This is a genomic window from Streptomyces chiangmaiensis (assembly GCF_036281785.1).
GTDB classification, from domain to species: Bacteria; Actinomycetota; Actinomycetes; order Streptomycetales; family Streptomycetaceae; genus Streptomyces; species Streptomyces chiangmaiensis.
In genome coordinates, this window is record NZ_JAYWVC010000019.1 from 17,901 (window position 1) to 42,837 (window position 24,937).

Annotated in this window: 18 protein-coding genes; 5 read left to right on the top strand and 13 right to left on the bottom strand. The window is 73.2% G+C overall.

Features of this window, described 5'->3' with window-relative positions; translation table 11 throughout:
* Window positions 1-406 precede the first annotated feature (406 nt).
* From VXC91_RS09005 to VXC91_RS09015, 3 genes are all read right to left on the bottom strand, one after another.
* On the bottom strand, window positions 407-1,612 hold the full coding sequence (locus tag VXC91_RS09005; RefSeq protein WP_329506439.1) for a helix-turn-helix domain-containing protein: 1,206 nt from the start codon (window positions 1,610-1,612) through the stop codon (window positions 407-409).
* A 573-nt stretch (window positions 1,613-2,185) separates the two neighbouring features.
* On the bottom strand, window positions 2,186-2,734 hold the full coding sequence (locus VXC91_RS09010) for a DUF3017 domain-containing protein (RefSeq protein ID WP_408057352.1): 549 nt from the start codon (window positions 2,732-2,734) through the stop codon (window positions 2,186-2,188).
* Entirely contained in the window at window positions 2,724-3,578 is an 855-nt protein-coding gene (locus VXC91_RS09015; protein ID WP_329506441.1) for a bifunctional methylenetetrahydrofolate dehydrogenase/methenyltetrahydrofolate cyclohydrolase, read from the bottom strand. The genes VXC91_RS09010 and VXC91_RS09015 overlap by 11 nt, the downstream gene beginning before the upstream one ends.
* 262 nt (window positions 3,579-3,840) lie before the next feature.
* Here VXC91_RS09015 and VXC91_RS09020 point away from each other — a divergent pair, with 262 nt between their 5' ends.
* The gene (locus VXC91_RS09020) at window positions 3,841-4,416 is read left to right on the top strand and encodes a hypothetical protein (RefSeq protein WP_329506443.1); all 576 of its coding nucleotides are present in this window, start codon (window positions 3,841-3,843) and stop codon (window positions 4,414-4,416) included.
* A 115-nt stretch (window positions 4,417-4,531) separates the two neighbouring features.
* On the opposite strand, the gene purH is transcribed toward VXC91_RS09020, so the two are convergent.
* Window positions 4,532-6,094, bottom strand: a complete 1,563-nt coding sequence (gene purH, locus VXC91_RS09025; protein ID WP_329506445.1) for a bifunctional phosphoribosylaminoimidazolecarboxamide formyltransferase/IMP cyclohydrolase — start codon at window positions 6,092-6,094, stop codon at window positions 4,532-4,534.
* Window positions 6,091-6,771 carry a phosphoribosylglycinamide formyltransferase gene (gene purN / locus VXC91_RS09030; protein ID WP_408057353.1) on the bottom strand — a complete coding sequence of 227 codons (681 nt, stop codon included), beginning with the start codon at window positions 6,769-6,771 and terminating at the stop codon, window positions 6,091-6,093. Before purN ends, purH begins: the two co-directional genes overlap by 4 nt.
* Before the next feature lie 305 nt (window positions 6,772-7,076).
* On the opposite strand from purN, the gene VXC91_RS09035 reads away from it, so the two are divergent.
* On the top strand, window positions 7,077-7,889 hold the full coding sequence (locus VXC91_RS09035) for a hypothetical protein (protein ID WP_329506447.1): 813 nt from the start codon (window positions 7,077-7,079) through the stop codon (window positions 7,887-7,889).
* Between the two features lie 51 nt (window positions 7,890-7,940).
* On the opposite strand, the gene VXC91_RS09040 is transcribed toward VXC91_RS09035, so the two are convergent.
* A complete protein-coding gene (locus tag VXC91_RS09040; RefSeq protein ID WP_329506448.1) occupies window positions 7,941-9,668 on the bottom strand; it encodes a cell division protein PerM in 1,728 nt (575 codons plus the stop codon).
* A gap of 107 nt (window positions 9,669-9,775) precedes the next feature.
* Here VXC91_RS09040 and VXC91_RS09045 point away from each other — a divergent pair, with 107 nt between their 5' ends.
* Window positions 9,776-10,813, top strand: coding sequence for a sigma factor-like helix-turn-helix DNA-binding protein (locus VXC91_RS09045; protein WP_408057354.1), 1,038 nt, complete (start codon window positions 9,776-9,778; stop codon window positions 10,811-10,813).
* A 73-nt stretch (window positions 10,814-10,886) separates the two neighbouring features.
* On the opposite strand, the gene sucD is transcribed toward VXC91_RS09045, so the two are convergent.
* The 7 genes from sucD to VXC91_RS09080 form a co-directional block, all read right to left on the bottom strand.
* Window positions 10,887-11,771, bottom strand: coding sequence for a succinate--CoA ligase subunit alpha (gene sucD / locus VXC91_RS09050; protein WP_329506451.1), 885 nt, complete (start codon window positions 11,769-11,771; stop codon window positions 10,887-10,889).
* 21 nt (window positions 11,772-11,792) lie between these two features.
* A complete protein-coding gene (gene sucC / locus VXC91_RS09055; protein ID WP_329506452.1) occupies window positions 11,793-12,974 on the bottom strand; it encodes an ADP-forming succinate--CoA ligase subunit beta in 1,182 nt (393 codons plus the stop codon).
* Window positions 12,975-13,450: 476 nt separating this feature from the next.
* Complete coding sequence (locus tag VXC91_RS09060) at window positions 13,451-15,178, bottom strand: hypothetical protein (protein ID WP_329506453.1); 1,728 nt, start codon at window positions 15,176-15,178, stop codon at window positions 13,451-13,453.
* 238 nt (window positions 15,179-15,416) lie between these two features.
* Window positions 15,417-16,499 carry a hypothetical protein gene (locus VXC91_RS09065; protein WP_329506455.1) on the bottom strand — a complete coding sequence of 361 codons (1,083 nt, stop codon included), beginning with the start codon at window positions 16,497-16,499 and terminating at the stop codon, window positions 15,417-15,419.
* Between the two features lie 207 nt (window positions 16,500-16,706).
* Window positions 16,707-17,873: a VWA domain-containing protein gene (locus VXC91_RS09070; RefSeq protein ID WP_329506499.1), complete on the bottom strand. Its 1,167-nt coding sequence runs from the start codon at window positions 17,871-17,873 to the stop codon at window positions 16,707-16,709.
* A gap of 29 nt (window positions 17,874-17,902) precedes the next feature.
* Window positions 17,903-20,341: a DUF5682 family protein gene (locus tag VXC91_RS09075; RefSeq protein WP_329506457.1), complete on the bottom strand. Its 2,439-nt coding sequence runs from the start codon at window positions 20,339-20,341 to the stop codon at window positions 17,903-17,905.
* A gap of 131 nt (window positions 20,342-20,472) precedes the next feature.
* Window positions 20,473-21,717 carry an ATP-binding protein gene (locus tag VXC91_RS09080; protein ID WP_329506458.1) on the bottom strand — a complete coding sequence of 415 codons (1,245 nt, stop codon included), beginning with the start codon at window positions 21,715-21,717 and terminating at the stop codon, window positions 20,473-20,475.
* A 134-nt stretch (window positions 21,718-21,851) separates the two neighbouring features.
* Between VXC91_RS09080 and VXC91_RS09085 the strand changes: the two genes are divergently transcribed.
* Window positions 21,852-23,204: an SWIM zinc finger family protein gene (locus tag VXC91_RS09085; protein ID WP_329506460.1), complete on the top strand. Its 1,353-nt coding sequence runs from the start codon at window positions 21,852-21,854 to the stop codon at window positions 23,202-23,204.
* A 38-nt stretch (window positions 23,205-23,242) separates the two neighbouring features.
* Window positions 23,243-24,862 (top strand): DUF5691 domain-containing protein, encoded by a 1,620-nt coding sequence (locus tag VXC91_RS09090; protein WP_329506461.1) that lies wholly within the window; start codon window positions 23,243-23,245, stop codon window positions 24,860-24,862.
* Window positions 24,863-24,937: the final 75 nt, after the last annotated feature.

Sequence of the window (24,937 nt, forward strand, 5' to 3'; positions counted from 1 at the left end):
CCGCCGGCTCGTGACCGGCGCCCCGCCGCGATGATCGATCACGGGTACATGCGATCGATATCTTGGCGTCAAGAGAGATCCAGCCGTCAGGCTATCGCGCATCCGGGGTCGGGGACGTCCGGGTCCCTGTGGCCCGCCCCACAGACCCGGCACGCGGCGGCCGCCCGTCCGGGAGAGGCAGGACTCGAGGCGGCCGCCATGCGGGGGTGTCCAGCCGGGAGGGGTATGGGGGCCTCCCGGACTGCCGGACTCCCGTGGGGGTACGGTCCGCCTGCCCCGCGATGCAGAGGTCATGCGTGTCGAACGGCGATTTTTTTTCGGTGAGAGGCGCGCGGCATCCCCCCGCACGCCTCTCACCTCGCGGTCCCCCCTGCGGGCGACCCCGTCTCTTACGCGCTCCCCCGCGCTACTTCGTGCACCCCTCCTGCCCCGACGTCAGCGTCACACACGCCTTCGCCGCGGCCGCGTCCGTCACCGCCACCATCGGGGTGTACGCGTCGGTGTCCCCGGTCGCGGCGACCGAGCCGGTCTGCCGGGCCGCCCCGGCCGCCGACACCGTGACCGTGTCGCCCTGCGCCGCCCGGGTGACGCGGGCCCATGCGGCTGCGCACGTCTTGCTGTAGCGCACCTCGACGAGGGTCCTGCCGACGGTGACGCTGGTGGTGGTCTTCGCCAGCGTGCCGCCGCAGCCCATGTTCTCCGGGTCCTTGCCGGTGCAACCCGCTCCGCTGCACTTGACGCCGGCCGGCAGTGCGGGGTCGGGACTCGGCGCCGTCGCGGACGGCCTGGGCGCGCCCTCCGTCTTCGTGCCGTCGCCGTCGGTCAGGAAGAACGCCACCGCGATCACCACGAGCGCGCCGACCACGCCCGCGAGGAACATCACCAGCGGCCGCCTGCGGCGCGCCCCGTCCGACCCGCCCCCGCCGCCCGGCCGGTCGTCACGTGGCGGGCCGCCGGCTGCCGCCTGCCGGTGAGCACCGGGTACCCCCGGTGTCCCGGCGGGTCCGCCCGTCGGCGTCACCGCGGGCTCGGGCGCAAGGGCAGCCCGCCCGCCCTGCGACGCCCCTTGGTGTCCGGCCTCTCCCCAGGAGCCGCCGCTCGAGGAGCCGCCCCGTGGCGCGCCGGCGTCGCCGCTCCCGGCGTCCGGGGTCGTGGGGGACGTCGTCCGCGACGGCACCGACGGTGCCCCACCGGCGGGACCCGCGGCGCCCGACGTCGCGGTGCCGCCACGGGCTGCCGTGGCACCGCGGCCCCTGGTCTCGGGAGGCGGCCCGAACTCCCCGAGCGCGGCGCGCGCCTGGGAGATCCGGATGGCCTCCATGGTCATGTCGTGACGCATCTCCGAGCGGCTCCAGGCGCGCTCGGCGAGCTCCCACATGGTGGTCAGATGCACGGGATTGGTGCCGGTCACCTCGGCCAGGGCGATGACCGCGCCTTTGGGCGCGAGCAACCGGCCGTTGAGGTAACGGTCCCAGGACGTCCTGCTGTAGCCCGTGCGGTCTGCCACGGCGGAGACGCTCAGCCCGCTGCGGTCCACGAGCCGCCGCAGCTGTCCCGCGAACTCTCCGACCTGCGGGTCGAGTTCATCGGGCAAGGCCTTCCAACGAGGCATTGCTTCCCCCTCTTTCCCCCGGTACCTGCTGACGTTCCCCTTGCGTGCTGTCCGCTGTCGAGTCCCCGTTCTGGCTACCCACGGGGAGGCCCCCGGCCGGGATCTCCCCACCCGGAGTGGGGGCGCACGGGAGCATTCAGCCAGGGGAATGCACCGTCGCACACCCGTCGGTCCGCGGCCCAGTGTCCCACCGCCTGTTCGAGCGGAACCCCCGGTTCACCGCACATGACGCCCCGGACCGTCCCGATTGGACACGTTAGCCCCGGTGCGGAGGTGATTCGGTGGCCATCCGCGAACTTGTCAACACATCGACACAACGGGCACACAGCGGTGACCTCAGCAGGCGCAGGGGGACCAGTTCACCCGAGCGCGACGGCCCCGACCACGGCGAGGACGAGCAGGGCCGGCAGAGCGAGGAGCGCCGCCATCGGGACGCGGCGTCCGGCGGGTCGCCCCGGTGGAAACCGCACCGCCCGCAGCCGCCGCACGGCCGTCTCCGGGACCCCACGACGACGGCGGGAGCCCCTCAGGTGAGAGTGCGTCCGCCACCGTCGCGTCCGTCAGCGGACAGGGTCAGGTGCGGACCGTGAAGTGCAGGGTGTCGTCGAGGAACGGTATCTCCAGCCATGGTTTCGGCTGCGCCATCAGCGCGAGCAGCACGATGACCAGACCCAGGACGCCGTAGGTGACCATGTCCGTGAAGCGGGAGCGCACCGCGAGCATGCCCACGTCGGGCAGCGCCCAGCGCATCGCGGCGCCGCCGAGCAGCGCCACGCCGATCAGCAGCGTGCCGAGGCGGAACGCGTCCAGCGCGGTCACCAGCAGCCCGAGGCCCACGACGGCCAGTACGACCAGGATCGGCCACTGCCGCGCGGGCGCGGGTGCGTCACGCGGCGCGGCCCTGCCGCCGCCCTCGGGCCGCGCGGTGTCCCGGGTGATCCTGGGGAACCGCCGCGTCGTACGCCGCGGCCTGCCGTCCGTGTCGGGCGCGCTGACGGCGTCCCGTACGACGGGCTCGGCGCCTTCCGGCCGCTGCTCTTCCGTGGCGTCCGTCACGACGGGCTCGGAGCCGCCGGTCGGCCGCTCTCCCGTGGTGCCCTCCGGCCTGTCCTCAGTCGACACTGCGCTCCGCCGCCTCGACCACGTTGACCAGCAGTTGGGCGCGGGTCATCGGACCCACACCACCGGGGTTCGGGGAGATCCACCCGGCCACCTCGGCCACGTCCGGGTGAACATCACCGACGATCTTGCCTTCGGCGCTGCGCGAGACGCCGACATCGAGGACGGCCGCACCCGGTTTCACGTCCTCGGGCCGGATCAGGTGCGCGGAGCCCGCCGCGGCGACGATGATGTCGGCCCGCCTGAGGTGGGCCGCGAGGTCGCGCGTGCCGGTGTGGCACTGGGTGACCGTGGCGTTCTCGCTGCGCCGCGTCAGCAGCAGCGGCATCGGGCGGCCGATGGTCACGCCCCGGCCGACCACCACGACCTCGGCGCCCTTGATCTCCACGCCGTGGCGGCGCAGGAGGGTCAGCACGCCGTTCGGGGTGCAGGGCAGCGGCGCCGGCTCGTTCAGGACCAGGCGGCCGAGGTTCATCGGGTGCAGGCCGTCCGCGTCCTTCTCCGGATCCATCAGCTCCAGGATCCGGTTCTCGTCGATGCCCTTGGGCAGTGGCAGCTGCACGATGTAGCCGGTGCAGTCGGCATCCTCGTTCAGCTCGCGGACGACCGCCTCGACCTCCTCCTGGGTGGCCGTCGCGGGCAGCTCGCGCTGGATGGAGGCGATGCCGACCTCGGCGCAGTCGCGGTGCTTGCCGGCGACGTACTTGCGGCTGCCGGGATCGTCCCCCACCAGGAGCGTGCCGAGGCCGGGCACAATGCCCTTCTCCTTCAGCGCCGCCACCCGGGCGGTCAGATCGGATTTGATCTCGGCTGCGGTTGCCTTGCCATCGAGAATCTGGGCGGTCATGGCTCCCATCCTCCCGGATGAACCGCCTGTGGTTCCAATCCGGGCGCCTCCCGGCCCGTCCGTCCTGTCCCAAGATCGGTGATGTTGCACTTGCACAACACATGCGCAATCACGCTGGACAAAGCCGTAGGGGCTTTAGAACGATGAATGCCACGGTGTAGCGGGCAGTACCCGGGGGGGACGGACACCATCTGTAGAACTCTCCTCCGAACCGTGCCGCCCTCGTCCCCGCACTCGAGGCAGACGGAGGAGAAGACCGCTCATGAGTTTCGGCGAACCGAACAACCCGTACGGCGCACCTCAGGGCCAGTCCGGTTACGGCTACCCGCAGGGCCAGCAGCCCGGTTACGGCTACCCGCAGGCGCCGCCGATGCCGCAGGGCGGCTACGGCCAGCAGCCCTTCCCGACGACCATGCCCGGCACGGTCAGCGCGGCCCGTGTGCTGCTGTGGGTGATCGTCGGCCTCCAACTCATCGGCGTGGCCCTGTTCGTCCTCGGCGCGGTCGGCGTCAACGCCGCCAAGAACGACTCGACGCTCAAGGAGGACTCGAACTTCCAGCAGCTCGCCGACTACTCGACCGGCATGCTCTGGGCGATCGCGGTGTTCGCCGCGGCCTGGGCGGTGTTCGCGTTGGTGCTGGCCCTGAAGTTCAACTCGGGCGGCAACGGTATCCGCATCACCGTCCTCGTCTTCGCGATCATCACCGCGATCCTCGGTATCTATCCGTTCATCGTCGTCGGTCTGCTGCACACGGTGCTCGCCATCCTGGTCGCCGTGTTCGTCGGCAACTCCGCCGGCGCCGGCTGGTTCAACCGTCCCCGGCAGCCGTCCTACTGACCCGGCGGCGTTCGCGCCCGACGCACCCAGGGCCGTGTCCCACCCGTACGAGGGGACACGGCCCTGTTGTTCCGGCAGACCCGTCCGGCGCCTACGGGACCGGCCTGCCCGGTGCTCAGTGGAAGAAGTGGCGCGTACCGGTGAAGTACATGGTCACACCGGCCTTCTGGGCGGCCTCCACGACCTGCTCGTCACGGATCGAACCGCCGGGCTGGACCATGGCCTTGACGCCCGCGGCGATCAGGATCTCCGGCCCGTCGGGGAACGGGAAGAAGGCGTCCGAAGCCGCGTACGCGCCGCGCGCCCGCTCCTCGCCCGCCCGTTCGACGGCGAGCTTGCAGGAGTCCACCCGGTTGACCTGGCCCATGCCGACGCCGACCGATGCTCCGTCCTTGGCCAGCAGGATGGCGTTGGACTTGACCGCGCGGCAGGCCTTCCAGGCGAAGGCGAGTTCACGCAGCTCGTCGGGGCCGAGCGCCTCACCGGAGGCGAGGGTCCAGTGGACGGGGTCGTCGCCCTCGGCCTGGAGGCGGTCGGTGACCTGGAGGAGCGCGCCGCCGTCGATCTGCTTGATCTCGGCCGGGTGCTCCGGGCCGCCGGGGGCCCTCAGCACCCGGATGTTCTTCTTCCTGGTGAGGGCATCGAGCGCGCCCTCCTCGTAGTCCGGCGCCACGATGACCTCGGTGAAGATCTCGGCGACCTGCTCGGCCATCTCCTTGCTCACCGGCCGGTTGACGGCGATGACACCGCCGAACGCGGACAGCGGGTCGCAGGCGTGCGCCTTGCGGTGCGCCTCGGCGACGTCCGCGCCGATCGCGATCCCGCAGGGGTTGGCGTGCTTGATGATGGCGACGCAGGGCTCGTCGTGGTCGTACGCGGCACGGCGCGCGGCGTCCGTGTCCGTGTAGTTGTTGTACGACATCTCCTTGCCGTGCAGTTGCTCGGCCTCCGCGAGGCCGCCGCTGCCGTCCACATAGAGCGCTGCGGGCTGATGCGGGTTCTCGCCGTAGCGCAGGGTGCTCTTGCGCTCGTAGGTGGCACCCAGGAAGTCCGGGAAGACCGAGTCGTCGGCGGGCGCGTACGAGGACGCGAACCAGGAGGCGACGGCGACGTCGTAGGCGGCGGTGTGCTGGAAGGCCTCCGCGGCGAGCCGCTTGCGGGCGGTGAGGTCGAAGCCTCCGTCGCGGACGGCGGCGAGCACGTCGGCGTAGCGGTCCGGGCTGGTGACCACGGCCACGGACGGGTGGTTCTTGGCGGCGGCGCGGACCATGGAGGGGCCGCCGATGTCGATCTGCTCGACACACTCGTCGGGTGAGGCGCCGGACGCGACGGTCTCGCGGAAGGGGTAGAGGTTGACCACGACGAGGTCGAACGGCTCGACGCCCAGCTCCTCGAGCTGCCGGCGGTGGCTGTCGAGACGCAGGTCGGCGAGGATGCCCGCGTGAACCTTGGGGTGCAGGGTCTTGACCCGGCCGTCCAGGCACTCGGGGAAGCCGGTCAGCTCCTCGACCTTGGTGACGGGCAGGCCGGCGGCGGCGATCTTCGCGGCGGTGGACCCGGTGGAGACGAGCTCGACGCCGGCCTCGTTCAGCCCGCGAGCCAGGTCTTCGAGTCCGGTCTTGTCATAGACGCTGACGAGCGCGCGCCGGATGGGCCGCTTGGTGCTCTCGGCGGTCACTGGATAACTACCTTTCGTCCCTCGATGCGATAGCCGTTGCGGGCGAGCCGCCCCACGACCTCGACGAGCAGCCTTCGCTCGACTTCCTTGATGCGTTCGTGCAGAGCGCCCTCGTCGTCCTCGTCCCGGACCTCCACCACACCCTGAGCGATGATCGGCCCGGTGTCGACGCCGTCGTCGACGAAGTGGACGGTGCAACCGGTGACCTTGGCGCCGTACGCGAGCGCGTCGCGCACACCGTGGGCTCCGGGAAAACTGGGGAGCAGGGCGGGATGGGTGTTGATGAACCGCCCGCCGAAACGCGCGAGGAACTCCTTCCCCACGATCTTCATGAATCCGGCGGAGACGACGAGGTCGGGCTCGTGGCGGGCGACCGCGTCGGTGAGGGCGCTGTCCCACGCCTCCCGGCTCTCGTGGTCCTTGACCCGGCACACAAAAGTCGGCACCCCGGCGCGCTCGGCGCGGGCCAGGCCCTCGATGCCGTCACGGTCGGCACCGACGGCCACGACCTCGGCGCCGTAGGCGCCGACCCCGGACTCGGCGATGGCGTCGAGAAGCGCCTGCAGGTTGGTGCCGGACCCGGAGACCAGGACGACCAGGCGCTTGGCCGCGGACTCGGTGACGGTCTCGGCCACGGACTCGGCCACGACGGGGCCCTTTCTCGGGGAAGCGTTCATGCGATCGCTCGGCAGAGCGTTTGTATGGTCATACGAATGCTTCGCGTCCCCGGATACGGGGAAGTCTACGAAACGGACGACCGTCAGCAACGATACCGGCACTCTGGACGGCCCCCATGGGACGGGGGCGTGGCCGGGAGGTAGCGTCTGGGGAGGAGCCGCCCGGGAAACGGGCGATCGACGCGGGGAACGACGCACCTGCGTGGGACGTTGACCGGGAACAGGTACGCCCGCGGGGGCGCGCCCGCGGCGAACTCCACAAACAAGCCGCACGCCGGAACGACCAAGGGGAAGACGCACACCTGATGCCGGACCGCAGTCTCCGACTCCCTCCGCTGCTGCTGCTGCACGAGCGGCGCCCTTCGCCCGTGCCGCCGCCGGAGAGCAAGGAGACGCCCCAGAACGGGGGCGACTCCGCGAACGGCGGCTCCACGAGCGGTGGGCGGGGCCCGGAGACGCCCGCGGACGACAACCCCTTCGCGCCGCCGCCGGAAGGTACGCCGGACCGGCCCTGGCGGCCACGGCACCCCGCTCCCGGCCGGGGACAGGGGCAGGGACAGGAAGGCTCCGACGAGGGCGGACGCACCCCCTGGGGCAGCCAGTGGAGTGACCGGCAGCCGGGTCCCTCGGCGGGTGGGCGCTTCGGCGAGCGCTCAGCAGGCCCCGGCGGACAGGGCGGGCCCGAGGGGCCCACCGGTTCCGGACGGCCGGGCACGAACCTTCGCTGGGATCCCACGGATCCGGTCCAGCGCCGCGCTCGCTACGCGCTGCTGGCCGGCATGTGGGCCTTCTTCTTCGCCCTCTTCAGCTGGCCGTACGTCGCCCTGCTGCTGGGCGCGCTGGCGTTGTACTGGGGTACGAGCGCCCTGCGCGCCAAGCCCCGCAACCCCGACCCCGACAGCGCCGCGCCCACGGCCCGCCCGCAGACGTCGGCGGCGATCAGCGGCCTGGTCACGGCGTCGCTGGCGATCGCGATGGTGGCGGCCACGTTCACGGCCCAGCTGGTCTACCGCGACTACTACACGTGCCTGAACGACGCCCTGACGACCACGGCGAAACAGTCGTGCACCGACCTGCTGCCCCAGGATCTGCGGGGCGTGCTGGGGCCGCAGGGCTGAGCCGGGGCGGGGGCGGCGCGCGACCCCGCTCTCCGTGACGCGGGGTCCGCCTCAGGCATCCCGCCCTTGCTCCTCCGAAGGAGCCGTCCTGGGGCGCTGCGACAGGAGCGGATCGTCCGCCGACAGCTCCTCGTACTGCTTGAGTTCGAGGTCCACCCACGCCGTGTGCGGGCTCAGCCCGGGATCCTCCGCGGGCAGCACCTCGTACGGCTTCAGGTCCGGGTCCACCCACGCCCCGTACGGCTCGAGACCGGGGTCCGCCCAGGCCGCGTACGTCCTGGGGCCGGGACGCTCCCAGGTCGCGTAGCGCCTGAGAGCGGGTTGCTCCCAATCCGCGTACGTGTTCCGGCCACCGTGGACGCCGGCCGGTTCCGGAGCCGTCGGCGACGGGACCGCGGCCGCGGACGCCCCCCTCCGGGGCGCACGCGGGTTCCGCCGCACCCTGGAGCTCCGCAGCCACCACGCCCGTACGCCCAGAGCCACCGGCACGCCCGTTCCCACCGTCCACGCGGCGGCGGCACCGCCCACCTGCCACCCCACCGGCCCGAACCGCGCCAGGGCGGCAACCCCGAGCGGCCCGCCCGCCGACTGCGCCTGTCCCCCGAGCAGCAGCCCGCACAGCACCCCGGCCACCACGACCGCCGCCACGACACGACCAGCCGGCCACACCGCCTCGCGTCCGCGCTCCCGCCCCTCGCACGCCGCCCGCGCCACGAACCAACCGACCGTCACCCCCGCCGCGACCGGCACCGCCGCCACCGCCCACACAAACGGCCCGCCCCCCGTCCTGGGCACGGCCGCCAGCAGCGGAAACGGCGGCAGCAGCGCGGGGGGCCGCGTCGTCGACAGCGGCCCCATCACATGCCCCACGCCCAGCACGAATCCGGGCCCCAGCCCGTAAGCGGCCCCCCACACGGCCGCGTTCGGCACCAGCGCCACCGCCAGGAGCAGCACCCCCCAGCGCCCCGACCACCCCTCCGTGAGCTGGTGGAACGTCGACTGCGCCGCCTCACCGTGCGACAGCAGCGACGCCCCCACGAGCAGCGCGCCCCCGCCCACCAGCACGGCCGTCCCGGCCATGGCCGCCCGGAGGGAGTCCCCCAGGCGTACCCGCCCCTCGGAATCGACCGTCCCGGCGGTCACCACCCGCCGCATGCCCGCGGGCAGCCGTTCCAGCGCCCGGCGCACGCTCCGCGGCAGGCGTCCGCACGGACGCCCGTACGCCGTCCACACCCCCGCCCCCGCCGACACGACGACGACCAAGGGCAGATGCATCGCGGACCAGGCCCACGCAGGCCGCAGCGCCCCGTCCGCGGCGTAGAGCGCCGCCACCGCGGCCACCCCGAGGTAGCCCGTCGCCACACCCACCCACGCCGTGCGGACGTCGACGAGCGGTGCCTCGGACTCCGCAGCCTCCTCGCCCTCTCCGTCCGTCACATCTCGCGCCGCCCGGTGCAGCAGCCACACCGGCACCACGGCCAGCAGCAGCGGGGTGACGCCGACGGGCGCGGGCAGGCCGGAGAGCGTCTCGGTGCGCACGAGCACGACGCCGTGCGCCAGCAGCCACAGCGCGGCCGCCACGCGCAGCGCACCACCGGGTCCGTTGTCTGGATACGGGGAACTGATCCACAGCACCATCACCAGCAGGGTGAAGGAGCCGAGCCCCAGCACCGCCGCGACGGCGCCTCCCTCGAGGGCCTCGCCCAGATGGGGCCAGCGGTCGCGCAACCGGGTACGCAGGGGCGGCAACGGGAATCGGCGATCGGTCCATTGGGTCACCCCGCCATGCTGCCAACGACACGCGCTTTACCGGCGTAACGAGCAAAGCGCCGATGTGTCGCTCAATATACGGTTATGTACTTTTATGCACGGAGGGCAGCACAGTGATGCAGAGCACCGCCTCCCAGCTGCCGGGCCCCAAGGAATGCCGACGCCTCCGCAGGACCCAGTCCCTGACGCAGAATCAAGTGGCCGCCACGCTGGGCGTCTCCATCGACGAAGTACGCGACTGGGAGGCCGGCCTGACGACACCGCGCGGCCGGAAGGGGAGAGCATACGCACGGCTGCTCCACGAGTGGGCGGCACACGAAACGACCCGGGGCAATGGGCGGGACTGGGCCACCACTCGGCCCCTGACTCCTCATCAGGCGTTCGACGGCCTGTACGAGTACTGCGTCCCGGCCCTCGTACGGCAGACGTATCTGCTCACCGGCCGGCCCGGCCTGGCCCGTGAGTCGGTCGAACGGGCCTTCCAACTGGCCTGGCAGCGCTGGCCCGAGGTGGCCGTGGACCGCGATCCGCCGAGCTGGGTCCGCGCGGCGGCACACGACTGGGCGCTCTCCCCCTGGCACCGCTTCCGCCCGCGCCACCGCCGCCCCGATGCACCCGCGGACCCCGCCGCCCAGGCCCTGCTGAAGGCGCTCCTGACGCTGCCTCCGATCCACCGGCGCACGCTGGTGCTCCACGACGGTGCCGGCCTCGGCCTGCCGGAGACCGCGGCCGAGACAGAGGCGAGCACCCCGGCCACGGCCGCCCGGCTGCAGCGAGCCCGCGAGACGCTGTCCGGCCTCGTGCCGGACCAGGCGGCGCCCGAGGTACTGCCCGACAGACTGGCCGAGTTGGCCACGTCCGTCCGCCTGCGCGCCGCCAGGCCGCCCGCGGTCCGCGCCGTGGGCGAACACAGGGCCCGTCGCCGGATCCAGACGGCGGTGGTCTTCACGGCAGCCGTGGTGGGTGCGACGGCCCTGACCCTGCACGTGGCCGCGGACCACTACGAGCGACCGGTGCCCGAGGGAACGGCGATCCTCGACCTCCCGCCCCGGGTCGCCCTGGGCCCGCTGTCCGCCCAGCAACAGCGACTGCGGCTCCTGCTGAAGAAGCAAGCCCACCGGGGGCCGGCGCGACTGGTCCCCCAGGCGCGTTGACGTCCGCGCCACACACGCCGGTGGGCCCGTCCCCGAGGGTAACGGGCCCACCGGCGTTCAGCCGGGAAGGACTTCAGCCGGCCAGGATCTCGCGCGCCAGGTTGGCCGTCTCGGTCGGGGTCTTGCCGACCTTGACACCCGCGGCCTCCAGCGCCTCCTTCTTCGCCTGGGCGGTGCCCGACGAACCGGAGACGATGGCGCCCGCGTGACCCATGGTCTTGCCCTCGGGCGCGGTGAAGCCCGCGACGTAGCCGACGACCGGCTTGGTCACGTTCTCCTTGATGAAGGCCGCGGCCCGCTCCTCGGCGTCGCCGCCGATCTCGCCGATCATGACGATCAGGTCGGTGTCGGGGTCGTCCTGGAAGGCCTTGAGGGCGTCGATGTGCGTGGTGCCGATGATCGGGTCACCGCCGATGCCGACACAGGTCGAGAAGCCGATGTCACGCAGCTCGTACATCATCTGGTACGTCAGCGTGCCGGACTTCGAGACCAGGCCGATGCGGCCCGGCTTGGTGATGTCGGCGGGGATGATGCCGGCGTTCGACTGACCAGGGGTGATCAGGCCGGGGCAGTTCGGGCCGATGATGCGGGTCTTGTCGCCCTTCTTTCCGGCGTACGCCCAGAAGGAGGCCGTGTCGTGCACCGCGATGCCCTCGGTGATGACCACCGCGAGCGGGATCTCGGCGTCGATGGCCTCGATGACCGCGTCCTTGGTGAACTTCTCCGGGACGAAGATGACCGTGACGTCGGCGCCGGTCTTCTCGATGGCCTCCTTGACGGTGCCGAAGACCGGGATCTCCGTGCCGTCGAAGTCCACGGCCTGGCCCGCCTTGCGCGGGTTCACGCCACCGACGATGTTCGTGCCGGAGGCCAGCATGCGCTTGGTGTGCTTCTGGCCCTCGGAGCCGGTCATGCCCTGGACGATGACCTTGGATTCCTTGGTGAGGAAGATAGCCATGGTTGTCTTTGACCTCGTCCCTTACTTCGCGGCAGCAGCCAGCTCGGCGGCCTTGTCGGCCGCGCCGTCCATGGTGTCCACACGCTGCACGAGCGGGTGGTTGCGGTCGTCCAGGATCTGACGACCCAGCTCGGCGTTGTTGCCGTCGAGACGCACGACCAGCGGCTTGTTGACCTCTTCGCCCTTGGACTCGAGAAGTTCCAGAGCCTGCACGATGCCGTTGGCCACCGCGTCGCAGGCGGTGATGCCGCCGAAGACGTTGACGAACACGGACTTGACGTCCGGGTCACCGAGGATGATCTCCAGGCCGTTCGCCATGACCTCGGCGGAGGCGCCACCGCCGATGTCGAGGAAGTTGGCCGGCTTGACGCCCTTGTGGGCCTCACCGGCGTAGGCGACGACGTCCAGGGTCGACATGACCAGGCCGGCGCCGTTGCCGATGATGCCCACCTCGCCGTCGAGCTTGACGTAGTTGAGGTTCTTCTCCTTGGCCGCGGCCTCGAGCGGGTTGGCCGCCGCCTTGTCGTGGAGCTCCTCGAACTCGGGGTGACGGAACTCCGCGTTGTCGTCCAGGGACACCTTGCCGTCGAGGGCGATGATGTCACCGGAGGCGACCTTGGCGAGCGGGTTGACCTCGACCAGGAGGGCGTCCTCCTTGACGAAGACCTCCCACAGGCTGACGAGGACGTCGGCGACCTTGTCGGCGACCTCGGCCGGGAACTTGGCCGCGGCGACGATCTCCTCGGCCTTCGCCCGGTCCACGCCGTCGATGGCGTCGATCGCGATCTTGGCGACGGCGTCGGGACGGGTGGCCGCGACCTCCTCGATCTCCATGCCGCCCTCGACGGAGGCGATGGAGAGGAAGGTGCGGTTGGCGCGGTCGAGGAGGAAGGAGACGTAGTACTCCTCGAGGATCTCGGGAGCCGTCTCGGCGATCATGACCTTGTGGACCGTGTGGCCCTTGATGTCCATGCCGAGGATGTCCGTGGCGCGGGCAACGGCCTCGTCCGGGGCGGCCGCCAGCTTGACTCCGCCGGCCTTGCCGCGGCCACCGACCTTCACCTGCGCCTTGACGACCGACTTGCCGCCCAGCCGCTCGGTGATCTCGCGCGCCGCCTCAGGCGTGTCGATGACTTCACCGGCCAGCACCGGTACACCGTGCTTGGCGAAGAGGTCCCTCGCCTGGTACTCGAACAGGTCCACGCGCTTCCGTCCCTATCAGTGATCTCGCGGTTCGTTGGATGCGTGGGCGTGCCGCGAAGGGCAACGTGACGTCCGCTCTGTGTCACAAGGGAGGCGCACACGGTGTCCGAGCGCGCGGCATGTCCGTCTCGCAGGTTATCGCCGCTTGAGGTGGGGCCCTAAATCGCAGATCACACCTGAGCGGTGATACCCGTCACACGTGCGACCAGCGTGCGCCGGGCCGCTCGAGGCCCTCGGAGGGCAGGCGGAGCCGGGCGGCAGGGTCCCACCGGGTTGGGGTTGGCCCGGTGGGACCCCTTGTGCCGCCCCGGAGGGCGTTGGGACGGGTGGACCCCACCCCAATGGGGCCATCCGCCCTGCCCGCGGGGGGCTCGGCCGGGCCGGTCGACGGCTTTCGGCCGCCCGGGTCCTCGGCCCCCGCGGAGTCTGTCGGATGCCGTACGGCGCGCGGCCGCGCGCCGTACGGCATCCCCGGGTCAGACGGAGTACATGTCGTGGTGCTCCGGCTGCGAGTGGTGCGGGACGGCGGACTCGGCGACGCCCCGGACACCGGTCACCGCGTGCCCGCCCAGCGCAGCGCCGGACGCACCGACGGTCCCGGTGAGGTCCCCGGCGAACGGCGCGACCTGGCCCGCGACCCCATGCACGAAGGGGCCGGCCGCGCCCACGACGCCGCCCGCGAACGGCCGCACGTCATCCGCGACGCCGTACGCCAGGTCCGTGGCGCTGCCCGCCACGCCGTGCACGACGGGCTGCACGGCGTCGTTCACCGTCTGGACGACGGGCTGCACCGCGCCGCCCACACCGTTTGCGAGCGGCTGCACCTCCTCGCCCACGCCGTACGCCAGCCGGGTGGCGCTTCCGGCGACGCCCTCGGCGAACGGCGGAACCTGGCCCGCGACTCCGACCACGAAGGGATGCGCCTCGTCCGCCACGCCGTACGCCAGCTGCGCCGCGTCCCCGACGGCCTGCCCGGCGACGGGCAGGGCCCCGTGCACAGCCGTCCCGGCGACCGGCGGCAGCACGGAGGCCGCCACATCGCCCGTCACCTCCCCGGTCACGCCGTACACCGCCGACTGCGCATCGGCGCCGACCCCGTAGGCCAGCGCGGACGCATCGCCGACCGCGTGCTGCGCGAGCGGCTGGACGTCCGCCACGACTCCGTGTGCCAGACCGGTCGCATGGCCCACGGCGTGCCCGGCCACCGGCAGCACACCGTCGACGACCGTGCCGGCGACCGGAGGAAGCACCGCCGTAGCCGTCTCGGCGGCCACCGGCGTGACCGTGCCCGGCACGCTGCGGACCGTGCCGCCGACCTGCCGCCTCACTCCTGTGACGGTTCCGGTGACATGGCCGGGAACGGCGGAGACGCTCGCGCCCACCGCGGTCCGCGCCTCGTCCGCCTCGCCCGCGGCGACGGCTGTCGCACCCGCGGCCCGGCCCTCGGCTCCGGCGACCGTCTGCCGCGCGGCGCCGTGCACGCCCTGTGCGGTGCGCCCCGCGCGCGCGACGGCGCTTCCTGCACTCGGGCGCACCACGCCGTCGACGCCCTGCGCCTGGGTGCGCGTGGCGTTCTGCACGGCCTGGAGCTTGGTCTGCGCGGCGGCGAGCGCCTGCTCCAACTCGGGAGCGAAGGCGGAGAGGGGGCCGAAGAGGTAGTCGATCTCGTCCTGGGGGGCGGTCGCGTCGGAGACTGCGACCGTGGCCGCGCCGTCGGCGTGGTCCGCCACCGCCGTGGCCCGGGACGTGACGGAGTGCGCGGCGTGCGTGACGCCCTTCGCCTGCGAGAGGTGGGACACGGCCGCCTGCGCGCCGGCATGCCGGCGCGCCTGGTCCGCGCCGGCCGGCGCCTTCCCGACCCGGGCCTCGGCCCTGGCTGCGGCAGGGGCCCCGGCCCGGGCCGGGGTGTGTGCGGCACCGGCGACGGCGGAGTGCGCCGTGCCGGCCGTGTCCCTGACGGTCGAGACGGCGCCGTCCACGGTCGTGCCGTGTGTGACGCCGGAAACCGTGTCGTGCACACCGGCGACGACGCCGTTCAGGGTGTCGGTGACCGCCCCGACCGTGTCCACGGCGTCGATGCCGACGTCGGGTGTGGACGCGGAGGCGGCGGGCAGTTCGTCCGCGCTGGCGACGGCGGAGCCGAGTGCCCAAGCGCCGGTGACACCGGCGGCTATGACGATGGAGCGTCGGATGTTCTTGTTCATGCGTACGTCAGATCCTTCGGGAATCCGGGAGTTCGGGACGTGCCGGTTCCGAGGCCTGCGCCGGTGTCGGTGTGGGGCCGACGGATCCGTGGGGGTCCTGGGGGGACCTGAGGCCACGGAGGCGTTCCGGCTGCGACGGCTCGGGGTCCGATGGCTTCCGTCCGGGGTCGAAGGGTCCGGACGGAGACAGACCTGTTCCGTCCCCGCGCGTCGGGTCGCGCGGGGCGGAGGCGCTGCCCTAGCCGGGGAACTCGGGGATGCCCCGGTGCCGGTCCCGGGTCCCGTCCGCGGTGACGACCGTGGTGGCGCCGCGCATCAGCGGCAGCGGCGCCCGGTCGCTGAACGCGACCGCGTGCGCGTCGCCGTGCCGCGGCACACCGCCGTCGGCGGCCGGCTGGTCGCCGTATGTGCCCGGATCACCGCCAGGGGCCTGGTGCACGAGCATCTGCGGGGACCGGGCGGCGTGACGGGCGTGGGGGGCCGACTGCTCCGCCGGGACCTGGACGGCCGCCGCCGGAAAGGCGTGCGCCTCGCTCTTCCGCTGTTCCACCGCGCTCGGGTGCCCTCTCTCGCCACCTGGCTGCTGCGGTGCCGACGGCGCGGGCAGGGTGTGCACCGGCGATGCCGGCAGCCCGGGAAGAACGGGCAGTTCGGGAAGTTCGGAAAGTGTCGGCAGCGACGGCAGCGACGGCTGTGCCGGAGTGTCCGGCAGCCCTTCGGTCACCGTCTGGACGAGTCCCCCGACGGGCTGAACGACCGTGTCGCCGACCGGCTGCAGAAGCTTGCCGACGACGGGCCGCACCACCTGCCGAAGGGTGTCACCGACCTCGGGAACCGTCCGGACCACCGACGCGACCGGGTCGACCGCCGCACCGGGTGCGGCGGGACGGGTGACGGGCACGTCGTCCGGACGGGCGGCAGACGTTCGCGAAGCGCTCGGAGTGTGCCGGCCGGCGGGCGGCAGAACGAGCGTGCCGTGCCGGGTGCTTCCGGCCGGGGGCACCGGCCGGGCTCGGTGAGCGGCGGGCTCGGCGGAACCGGAGTCCTTCACCGTCCGTCCGACCGTCCCGCCGACGGTCTTCTCGATCCGTCGCATCGCCCCCTCGACCGGGCGCACGGCGTCGGCCGGGGTGCGGGCCGCGGCCGGAGCCGCCGACGCCGGCGGCGTACCGTCCGCCGCCTGGGCCTGCCCCTCACAGAGGAACCCCAGCGCCAACAATCCGCCCACCAGCAGCGCCAGATGCAGCGCACGCCGCCCGGCCGCCGTACGCATCGTGCGCAGTGCGGCACCGGCGAAGGGCAGTGCGGTTGGCAGGGTCACGACGGGGAGGGCCTCCGTGCGGCGGAACAAGGCGGTACGCAGCGAACGGCGCACCGCCGATGGCGAACCGCCGTCGATCCTTGCACGGAACGCCTGCGGTTGCGCAAGCCCCCTGTTACCGATGGGTAGTCATATCCTTTTTCCCACCTGTGCTCAAAGACGCCTGTTTTGAGAACTGCCCGTTGTGTCCCCCATGTCGCCGGATCGTCATATCGACTCCGGTATCGGAAGGGGCCGCTTCTCGATGGCCGCCGCCATCACCTCCGGGAACAGGTCGGGTGTGCAGGCGAACGCCGGTGCGCCCAGCGCCGCGAGCGCCGCCGCGTGCTCGCGGTCATAGGCGGGCGCACCCTCGTCGGACAGCGCGAGCAGTGCCACGAACTGCACCCCCGACGCCTTCATCGCCGCCACCCGCTTCAGCATCTCGTCCCGGATCCCCCCTTCGTACAGGTCGCTGATGAGGACCACGACCGTGTCGGCGGGCCGCGTGATCCGCGACTGGCAGTACGCCAACGCTCTGTTGATGTCCGTACCGCCACCGAGTTGCGTGCCGAACAGGACGTCGACCGGGTCCTCGAGCTGGTCCGTGAGGTCGACGACGGCGGTGTCGAAGACGACGAGCCGCGTGGCGATGGACCGCATCGACGCCAGAACGGCGCCGAAGACGGACGCATACACCACCGAAGCCGCCATCGACCCCGACTGGTCGATGCAGAGAACGACTTCCTTCTGCACGGACCGGGACGCCCGCCCGTACCCGATCAGCCGCTCCGGCACGACCGTGCCGTACTCCGGCAGATAGTGCTTGAGATTGGCCGCGATCGTGCGGTTCCAGTCGATGTCGTGATGCCGGGGCCGGCTGACCCGCGCACTGCGGTCGAGGGCCCCCGTGAGCGTGGCGCGGGTGCGGGCGGCGAGCCGCTCCTCCAGATCCTCGACGACCTTGCGGACCACCGCTCGTGCGGTCTCCCTGGTGGTCTCCGGCATCGCCGTGTTCAGCGAGAGCAGCGTGCCGACCAGGTGCACGTCCGCCTCGACCGCCTCGAGCATCTCCGGCTCCAGGAGCAGAGTGGACAGGCCGAGCCGGTCGATGGCGTCACGCTGCATGACCTGGACGACGGACGAGGGGAAGTACGTCCGGATGTCCCCGAGCCAGCGCGCGACGGACGGCGCGGAGGCCCCGAGCCCCGCCGAACGGTCCCCTCCGTGCCGGGGCTTGTCCCCTTTTCCGTACAGCGCGGCCAGTGCCCCGTCCATCGCGGCGTCCCGTCCCGTGAGCCCGAACCCGGTGCCGTCCGCCGCGTCCCCGCCGAGCACGAGCCGCCAGCGCCGCAGCCGTTCGTCGGCTCCCACCGTCCGGTCCGGCACGGTCATGGCCTCCTCCCGGACGGTCGTGTGCGTGCTCATCGGGCCACCTCCGCAAGGTCGTCGGCGTCACTGCCGCCGGATTCGTCCGGGCCGAGCAGCAGACGCAGCACCGGGACCACGGCGTCCGCCCGCCCGGTATCGGGCCCGGAGGCGAACCCCGGGACGCCCGCGCCGGTGGCCACCGCGCTGCCCCGCGCGCCCGGCCCCCGCCGTACCAGCTCACCGAGCGTGCGCCGCACTCCCGGCTCGTACGCCGAGAACGTGCGGCGCAGCAGGGGCAGTACGTCCGTGAACGCGTCCGCCGGCACCCCGGTCAGCCAGGTGTCCACCAGCTCGAGCAGTCGCTCGTCGTGCACGAGAAGCATTCCGCCGCCGGAGCCGCCGCCGACGAACCCCTCGATCCACGCGGCGGCGTCCGCGGGCGGCGTCCCCGGCGACAGCACGAGCCCCATCAGCCGCGCCGCCTCCTCCCGCACCAGCTCCCCGTCGTCCAGAAGCAGCCGCACGGCACGCCCGCGGATCACTCCGGGGACGGTGTCCCGTCCGGAGAGCACCCGCAGGACGGAACGCCACCGTCCGCGCAGGTCGCCCTGCACCGCAGCGATGCCTTCCTCGAGCAGTCCCACCGCCCCGTGCACCGCGTCCACATGCCGCCGCATCTCCTCGGCCGCCTCCGCGTCCAGCGCGGCGCACGCGGGTGGCAGCCCGACGAACACGCGCTCGGCCAGGCCCGTCGCGACATCCGCCAGCGCCCGGGTGCCGGTGCCGCGCACGTCCCCGTAGCGCAGGGAACGCACCAGCGCGGGCAGGGCCTGGGCCAGATGGGCGACGTCGGCGTCGAGGGCCGCGCGGTCGGCGAGGACCCGCATGACCACCGGCAGCGCGTCGGACAGCTCCGCCTGCAGGCACCGCTCGGCGAGTGCCGTGACGTCGGCGAGCGTCCCCGCGGCGACCGCGTCCGCCTCGGCCTTCGCGGTCGCGGCGGTGAGCAGGGTCGTCCCCCACACGCCGGCCTCGGCGACGCGCACGGCCAGCTCCGGATCCCAGCGCAGCCGCCAGGTCTCCCGGAACGTCCCGGTACTGCCCCGCGAGGCGACGGGCTCTCCCCAGCCGATCCCCAGGAGCCGCAGTCGGTGGAGCAGCCGGCTGCGCGCGGCGTCGGTGTCCTTGCGCAGGTCGAGCTCCAACTCCCGCTCCAGCGGCTCCGGTTTGAGCCTGAGCCGCTTCTGGAGCCGGTCGAGGTCCCGCTGCAACGGCACCGCGGGGGCCGAAGCCGGCACCTCCCCGAGGACGTCCCCGACCACCATCCGGTCGTGCACCAGTGCCAGCGGCACGTCCGAGCCCTCGCACATCACCGCCCGCACCGCGTCGGTCGTCTCGGCCAGCCCCGGCAGCGGGCGTCCGCGCAGCGCGGCGAGCGTCCCTGCGAGTCGCACCGCCTCGATGACATGCGCGGACGACACGATCCGGTCCTCCTCGCGGAGCAGCCCGGCCACCCTGGTCAGCCACCGCTCCACGGGCCGGTCGGGGGCGCCGAACAGATGCCCGTACCAGCCGGGCGAGTCGATCCCCGCCCCGTAGCCACTGGCCCGGGACAGCCTCCGGTAGGTCCAGGGCACCCAGGTCATGTCCGCCTTCACCTTGGGCAGCCCCTTCGACAGGGCCCGGTCGGCGGCGACGGGGGTCCTACGCCGCAGCGCGGGCACGTGCCAGGCCCCGCACACCACGGCCACGTCCCCACCGAACTCGCGCCGGGCGGCACGCACCCGAAGCCGCATGTACGCCTCCCGCACGAGGTCCCGCTCATGCCCCCCGGTGCCGTACGCCTCCCGGAGGGTGCCCATGGCCTCCTCGAGCACGGCGAACGGTGCGAGCGCGTCGTCCGTCCCCGCGCCCCGGTGCTCGACGACGTCCTCCCACCACCGCTCCGGATCGTCGTACCCGGCGGCCTCGGCCAGCACGGCGACGGGGTCGAGACGGACGGTGTCCTCGGGTTCCCGGGCCGCTCCGGGTGCCCCGGCCCCGGTCGCCGCCTTCCCGTCCCCGGGCTCGTCCGCGGACGGCTGCTGCTTCGCCTCCCCGGGGTCGCCCTTCGGCGACGCCGGATCCTCCTTCCCCCATGCCAGCGTGTGTGCCGCCGGCAGATCGATGAACCGTGCCGGCACGCCGTGCTCCAGAGCCCACCGGATCGCCACCCACTCCGGGGAGAACTCGGCCAGCGGCCAGAAGGCCGACCGTCCGGGCTCGTCCACGGCGTGGGCGAGCAGCGCCACCGGCGGCCGCATCTCCTCGTCCGCCGCGAGCGGGATCAGGGAATCCGCCTCGGGCGGCCCCTCGATCAGCACGGTGCGCGGCCGTGCCGAGTCCAGCGCGGCCCGCACGGCGCGCGCGGAGCCCGGTCCGTGATGCCGCACCCCGAGCAGCAGCGGCCCCTCGTCGGCCGTCCCGCCCGGCGGCCTGTCAACGCCCGTCACACCGTTCCCCTCGCCACCGGCACCACCCCGGATCGCCGCGTCCGTTCACCCCCGCGCCACCAAGCCCTTGCGCGCCGCGGCGCCGCCCGCCCCGCTGAGGAAGCCCCATGAGGAGTTCCCGCCCGGGCCCTTCACGCGGACACCTCCCGGCATGCGCGGTAGAGGTCCGTCCAGCCGTCGCGCTCGCGGACCACGGCCTCCAGGTACTCCTGCCAGACGACGCGGTCGGCCGCCGGGTCCCGGACGACCGCTCCGAGGATGCCCGCGGCGACATCGCTCGCCCGTAGCACGCCGTCACCGAAGTGGGCGGCCAGCGCGAGCCCGCCCGTGACGACGGAGATCGCCTCGGCGGTGGACAGCGTGCCGCTGGGCGACTTCAGCTTCGTCCGTCCGTCCACGGTGACGCCGCTCCGCAGCTCCCGGAAGACCGTGACGACACGTCGGAGCTCGTCGATGCCGTCGGGCAGGGCCGGCAGGTCGAGCGAGCGTCCGATCTGCTCGACCCGGCGGGAGACGATGTCGACCTCCGCCTCGGCGCTCTCCGGCAGCGGGAGCACCACGGTGTTGAAACGGCGGCGCAACGCACTCGACAGCTCGTTGACCCCGCGGTCGCGGTCATTGGCCGTCGCGATCAGGTTGAAGCCGCGGACGGCCAGCACCTCCTGCCCCAACTCCGGTATCGGCAGGGTCTTCTCGGACAGGATGGTGATCAGCGTGTCCTGCACGTCGGCCGGGATGCGGGTCAGCTCCTCGACCCGTGCGACCGTCCCCTCGCTCATGGCCCGCATGACCGGGCTGGGCACCAGCGCGTCCTGGCTCGGGCCGTGCGCGAGCAGCTGCGCGTAGTTCCATCCGTAGCGGATCGCCTCCTCCGGGGTGCCGGCCGTGCCCTGCACGAGCAGAGTCGAGTCGCCGCTGATGGCCGCCGCGAGATGCTCGGACACCCAGGTCTTGGCCGTGCCGGGCACGCCGAGCAGGAGCAGGGCGCGGTCGGTGGCGAGCGTGGTGACGGCGACCTCGACGATACGGCGCGGACCGACGTACTTCGGCGAGATCACAGTGCCGTCCGGCAGCGTGCCGCCCAGCAGATACGTGGCCACGGCCCATGGCGACAGCCGCCAGCGGGCCGGGCGCGGCCGGTCGTCCTGCGCGGCCAGCGCGGCGAGTTCGGCCGCGAAGTCGTCCTCGGCGTGCGGCCGCAGCGCCTCGGACGCCGCTCGGCCGGATCCGCCCGCCCCCGCTCGCGCACTCCCCCCCGCGGGCGTGCGCAGGGGCTCGGACCCCCGCCCGTCCGGGCCTGCCGCAGCGCTTCCGTGCATGGGCGCGGACTCGCTCGGGTCCGGTTCGACGGACATCGGATCAACGGACACACGCATGACCACTTCCCCCTCCAGCTCGGCCGGTTCGGATCTGCCACCCACCGTGCACCAGACCACTGACAATCCAGGGTGACCTGTGCGAAAGCCCTCGCGACCGGAGATTGTCAGTGTCGGGATCTACCGTCGACGACATGACTCAGCAGGGGGTGCGCTGGACCGCGGACCAGGTGCTGGCACTGGCGCCTGACATCGCGTCACGCAAGGCGGGAAGCGAACTCGGCGCGGCCGGGCCGTGGTCGGAGACGGGCAGTTCCGGCGAGGGGACGGTGTGGGGACTGTGCAAGGGCAGCGGAAGCACGCCGTACCGGACGGTCGTCGACATCGCGGACGCATCCGGCCCGGCGTACAGCTGCAGTTGCCCGAGCCGCAAGTTCCCGTGCAAGCACGCGCTGGGACTGCTGCTGCTCTGGTCGGGTGGGGACGGCACGGTGCCACGGGGGCAGGCGCCGGACTGGGCGGAGCAGTGGATCGAAGGACGCAGACAGCGCACGCAGGAGGGGAGGACACCGGTCGGCCACAGTGGGGGCGCGTCCGCCGCTCCGGAGGCGGCCCGGCGCCGGGCGGAGCGGCGGGCCGAGCGGATCACGGCCGGGGCGGAGGAGCTGGAGCAGCGGCTGGCCGATCTGCTGCGGGGCGGCCTGGCCTCGGCCGAACAGGCGGGGTACGGGCTGTGGGAGGAAACGGCCGCCCGGATGGTGGACGCGCAGGCGCCTGGACTGGCAGCCCGGGTCAGGGAGTTGGGCGCTCTCCCGGCGTCGGGGCCGGGCTGGCCGGCGCGACTGCTGGAGGAGTGCGCCCTGCTGCATCTGCTGGACCGGGGCTGGCTGCGCCGTGAGCGGCTGCCGGACGGGCTGGCGGCGACGGTCCGTTCACGGGTCGGCCTGCCCGGCTCACCGGACGGTCCGCCCGTCCGCGACCGCTGGCTGGTCCTGGCGCAGTACGACACCTCGGACGGCCGGCTCACCACGCGCCGGATCTGGATGTACGGAACGGAGTCCGGGCGCACCGTGCTGCACCTCTCCTTCGCGGCGGCGGGGCGTGCTCCGGAGCCGGCGCTGCCGGTGGGCCTGGTCTTCGAGGCGGAGGTCTCCGGGTATCCGGGGGCCGGGCAGCTGCGGGTCGCGCTGGGCGAGCGGTTCACCTCGCCCGAGCCGGTCACCGTGCGACCGCCGGGCGTGACCACTGCCCGGGCGATGGCGTACTACGGGGAGGCGCTGCGAGCGGACCCTTGGCTGGACTCGTTCCCGGTGACGCTGGGCCGCGTGATACCGACGCCCGCCGAGGACTCCTGGCAGCTGGCGGACGCGGACGACGGCAGGGCGCTGCTACTCACCCCTTCGGTGGCCGCCCGCCCGGGCCTGTGGCGCCTGGTCGCCCTCTCGGGCGGCGGCCCGGTCACGGTCTTCGGCGAGTGCGGTCATCTCGGATTCACCCCGCTCACCGCCTGGCCGGAGGGCGCAGGAGAGGCGGTCCCGCTGTGCTGACGACACCCGAGCCACTGCCTGCCGACCGGAGGACCCACATGACTGCGACTCCCGCCCCACCGGACACGGCCTCCGACGTGCCCTGGGACGAACTGGTGACCGTGGCCCTGCTGGGCACCGGCCGGCGCACCCCGCCGTGGCTGCCGCCCGGTCGGGATGCGCCGACGGCGCTGCTTGACCTGGCCGCCGTGGAGACGGTGCGACGCAGAGCGGGGCTGCGCCCCGCACCGGCGGCGGCACGGCCCGAGCCCGCGGCACCGGACCCACGCCCCCCGCTGCCGCCCGCGGCGGCCGGCAGACTGGCCCTGCTCCTGTCGGACCGCCCCGGCACGGGCGGTGGCCGCCGGGGGGCGGCCCCCGACCTCATGGAGCTGCTGCCACAGTGGCTGTCCCTGGCCAACGAACGGGGCTTCGCGCCACCCCCGGAAGCGCTGCCCGCGCTTCTGGACGCGGCCCGCGGCCGTACGGACCTGCGACCGGCGGCGCTGGCCTTCGCCGGCCCGCGCGCCCTGTGGCTGGCCCGGCTGAACCCGGACTGGCGCTTCGCGCTGCGCTCCGCACCCGGTGACGGCTCCGAGCTGCCGCCACCGGAAGAACGGGACCGGGCCCAAGGCCTGTGGCAGGAAGGCCTGTTCGCGGAACGGGTCGCCCTGCTGGCCGCACTGCGCAGGCGACAGCCACCCGCGGCCCGCGAACTGCTGGCCTCCACCTGGGCGACCGAACGGGCCGAGGACCGCCTGATGTTCCTCGACTCACTGCGCACGGGGCTCGAACCCGCGGACGAGCCGTTCCTGGAGCAGGCGCTCTCCGACCGGAGCCGCAACGTCCGGGCGACGGCGGCGGAGTTGCTGTCGGCGCTGCCGGGCTCGGCCCTGGCCTGGCGGATGGCGGCACGGGCGGCGGCCTGCGTGGCGATCGACCGCACCCGCCCGGATCCCACGATCGTGGTCGAGGCGCCGCACCAGTGCGACCCGGGCATGGAGCGCGACGGGGTGGTGCCGAAGCCCCCGGCGGGTCGCGGCGAACGGTCGTGGTGGCTGGGCCAGTTGGTGGAGGCCGCACCGCTCGGTACGTGGCCGGCACGGCTCGGGCGGCGCACGCCGGAGGAGATCGTCGCACTGCCGGTGGCGGACGACTGGCAGGGCGAACTGCACGCGGCGTGGTGCCGTGCGGCGGTACGGCAGCGCGACCCCGGCTGGTCCCGGGCCCTGCTCGGCCGTCCTTCCGCGGCGGAGGCCGGGGGCCCGGGTGCGGTGTACCTGGCCGAGCGGGCGAAGCTGCTCTCGATACTGGACGCGACCGATCGGGCCGACTGGGTCGCGGGATTCATCGCCACGCACGGTCTGTCCGAGGCGTTCCAGCTCCTCGGGGTGTGCGCGGTCCCCTGGGCCACCCCTCTCGGGCGGGCGGTCGTGGACGCGCTCGACATCGCGCGGGACGCGGGTAGTTACCCCTGGAGCTTCAGCGGGGTGATGGGCCTCGCGGAGCGCTGTCTCGACCCCGTGGAGGCGAGCCGGCTCGACGCGCTGACGGCGATACCCGACGAGACGGAGGACGCGTCGCCCGGAGCCGGCGGCTACTGGGCGGAGGCGTTCCAGCGACTGACGAGGACTCTGCGCCTGCGTGCCACGATGCGGGAGGAACTGGGTGAGCCATGAGGCGGGGCACGGGGTCGCCGCGAGGCGCACCGAAGGGCGCCGCCCACCCGCCGGTGAACGGCACCCTCGTGGCAG

Excerpts from the sequence above, each read along its gene's own strand:
- VXC91_RS09005 (WP_329506439.1), bottom strand. The coding sequence starts at position 1,612 with ATGCCTCGTTGGAAGGCCTTGCCCGATGAACTCGACCCGCAGGTCGGA.
- VXC91_RS09015 (WP_329506441.1), bottom strand. The coding sequence starts at position 3,578 with ATGACCGCCCAGATTCTCGATGGCAAGGCAACCGCAGCCGAGATCAAA.
- VXC91_RS09020 (WP_329506443.1), top strand. The coding sequence starts at position 3,841 with ATGAGTTTCGGCGAACCGAACAACCCGTACGGCGCACCTCAGGGCCAG.
- purN (WP_408057353.1), bottom strand. The coding sequence starts at position 6,771 with ATGAACGCTTCCCCGAGAAAGGGCCCCGTCGTGGCCGAGTCCGTGGCC.
- VXC91_RS09035 (WP_329506447.1), top strand. The coding sequence starts at position 7,077 with ATGCCGGACCGCAGTCTCCGACTCCCTCCGCTGCTGCTGCTGCACGAG.
- VXC91_RS09045 (WP_408057354.1), top strand. The coding sequence starts at position 9,776 with ATGCAGAGCACCGCCTCCCAGCTGCCGGGCCCCAAGGAATGCCGACGC.
- sucD (WP_329506451.1), bottom strand. The coding sequence starts at position 11,771 with ATGGCTATCTTCCTCACCAAGGAATCCAAGGTCATCGTCCAGGGCATG.
- VXC91_RS09060 (WP_329506453.1), bottom strand. The coding sequence starts at position 15,178 with ATGAACAAGAACATCCGACGCTCCATCGTCATAGCCGCCGGTGTCACC.
- VXC91_RS09070 (WP_329506499.1), bottom strand. The coding sequence starts at position 17,873 with ATGACCGTGCCGGACCGGACGGTGGGAGCCGACGAACGGCTGCGGCGC.
- VXC91_RS09080 (WP_329506458.1), bottom strand. The coding sequence starts at position 21,717 with ATGCGTGTGTCCGTTGATCCGATGTCCGTCGAACCGGACCCGAGCGAG.
- VXC91_RS09085 (WP_329506460.1), top strand. The coding sequence starts at position 21,852 with ATGACTCAGCAGGGGGTGCGCTGGACCGCGGACCAGGTGCTGGCACTG.
- VXC91_RS09090 (WP_329506461.1), top strand. The coding sequence starts at position 23,243 with ATGACTGCGACTCCCGCCCCACCGGACACGGCCTCCGACGTGCCCTGG.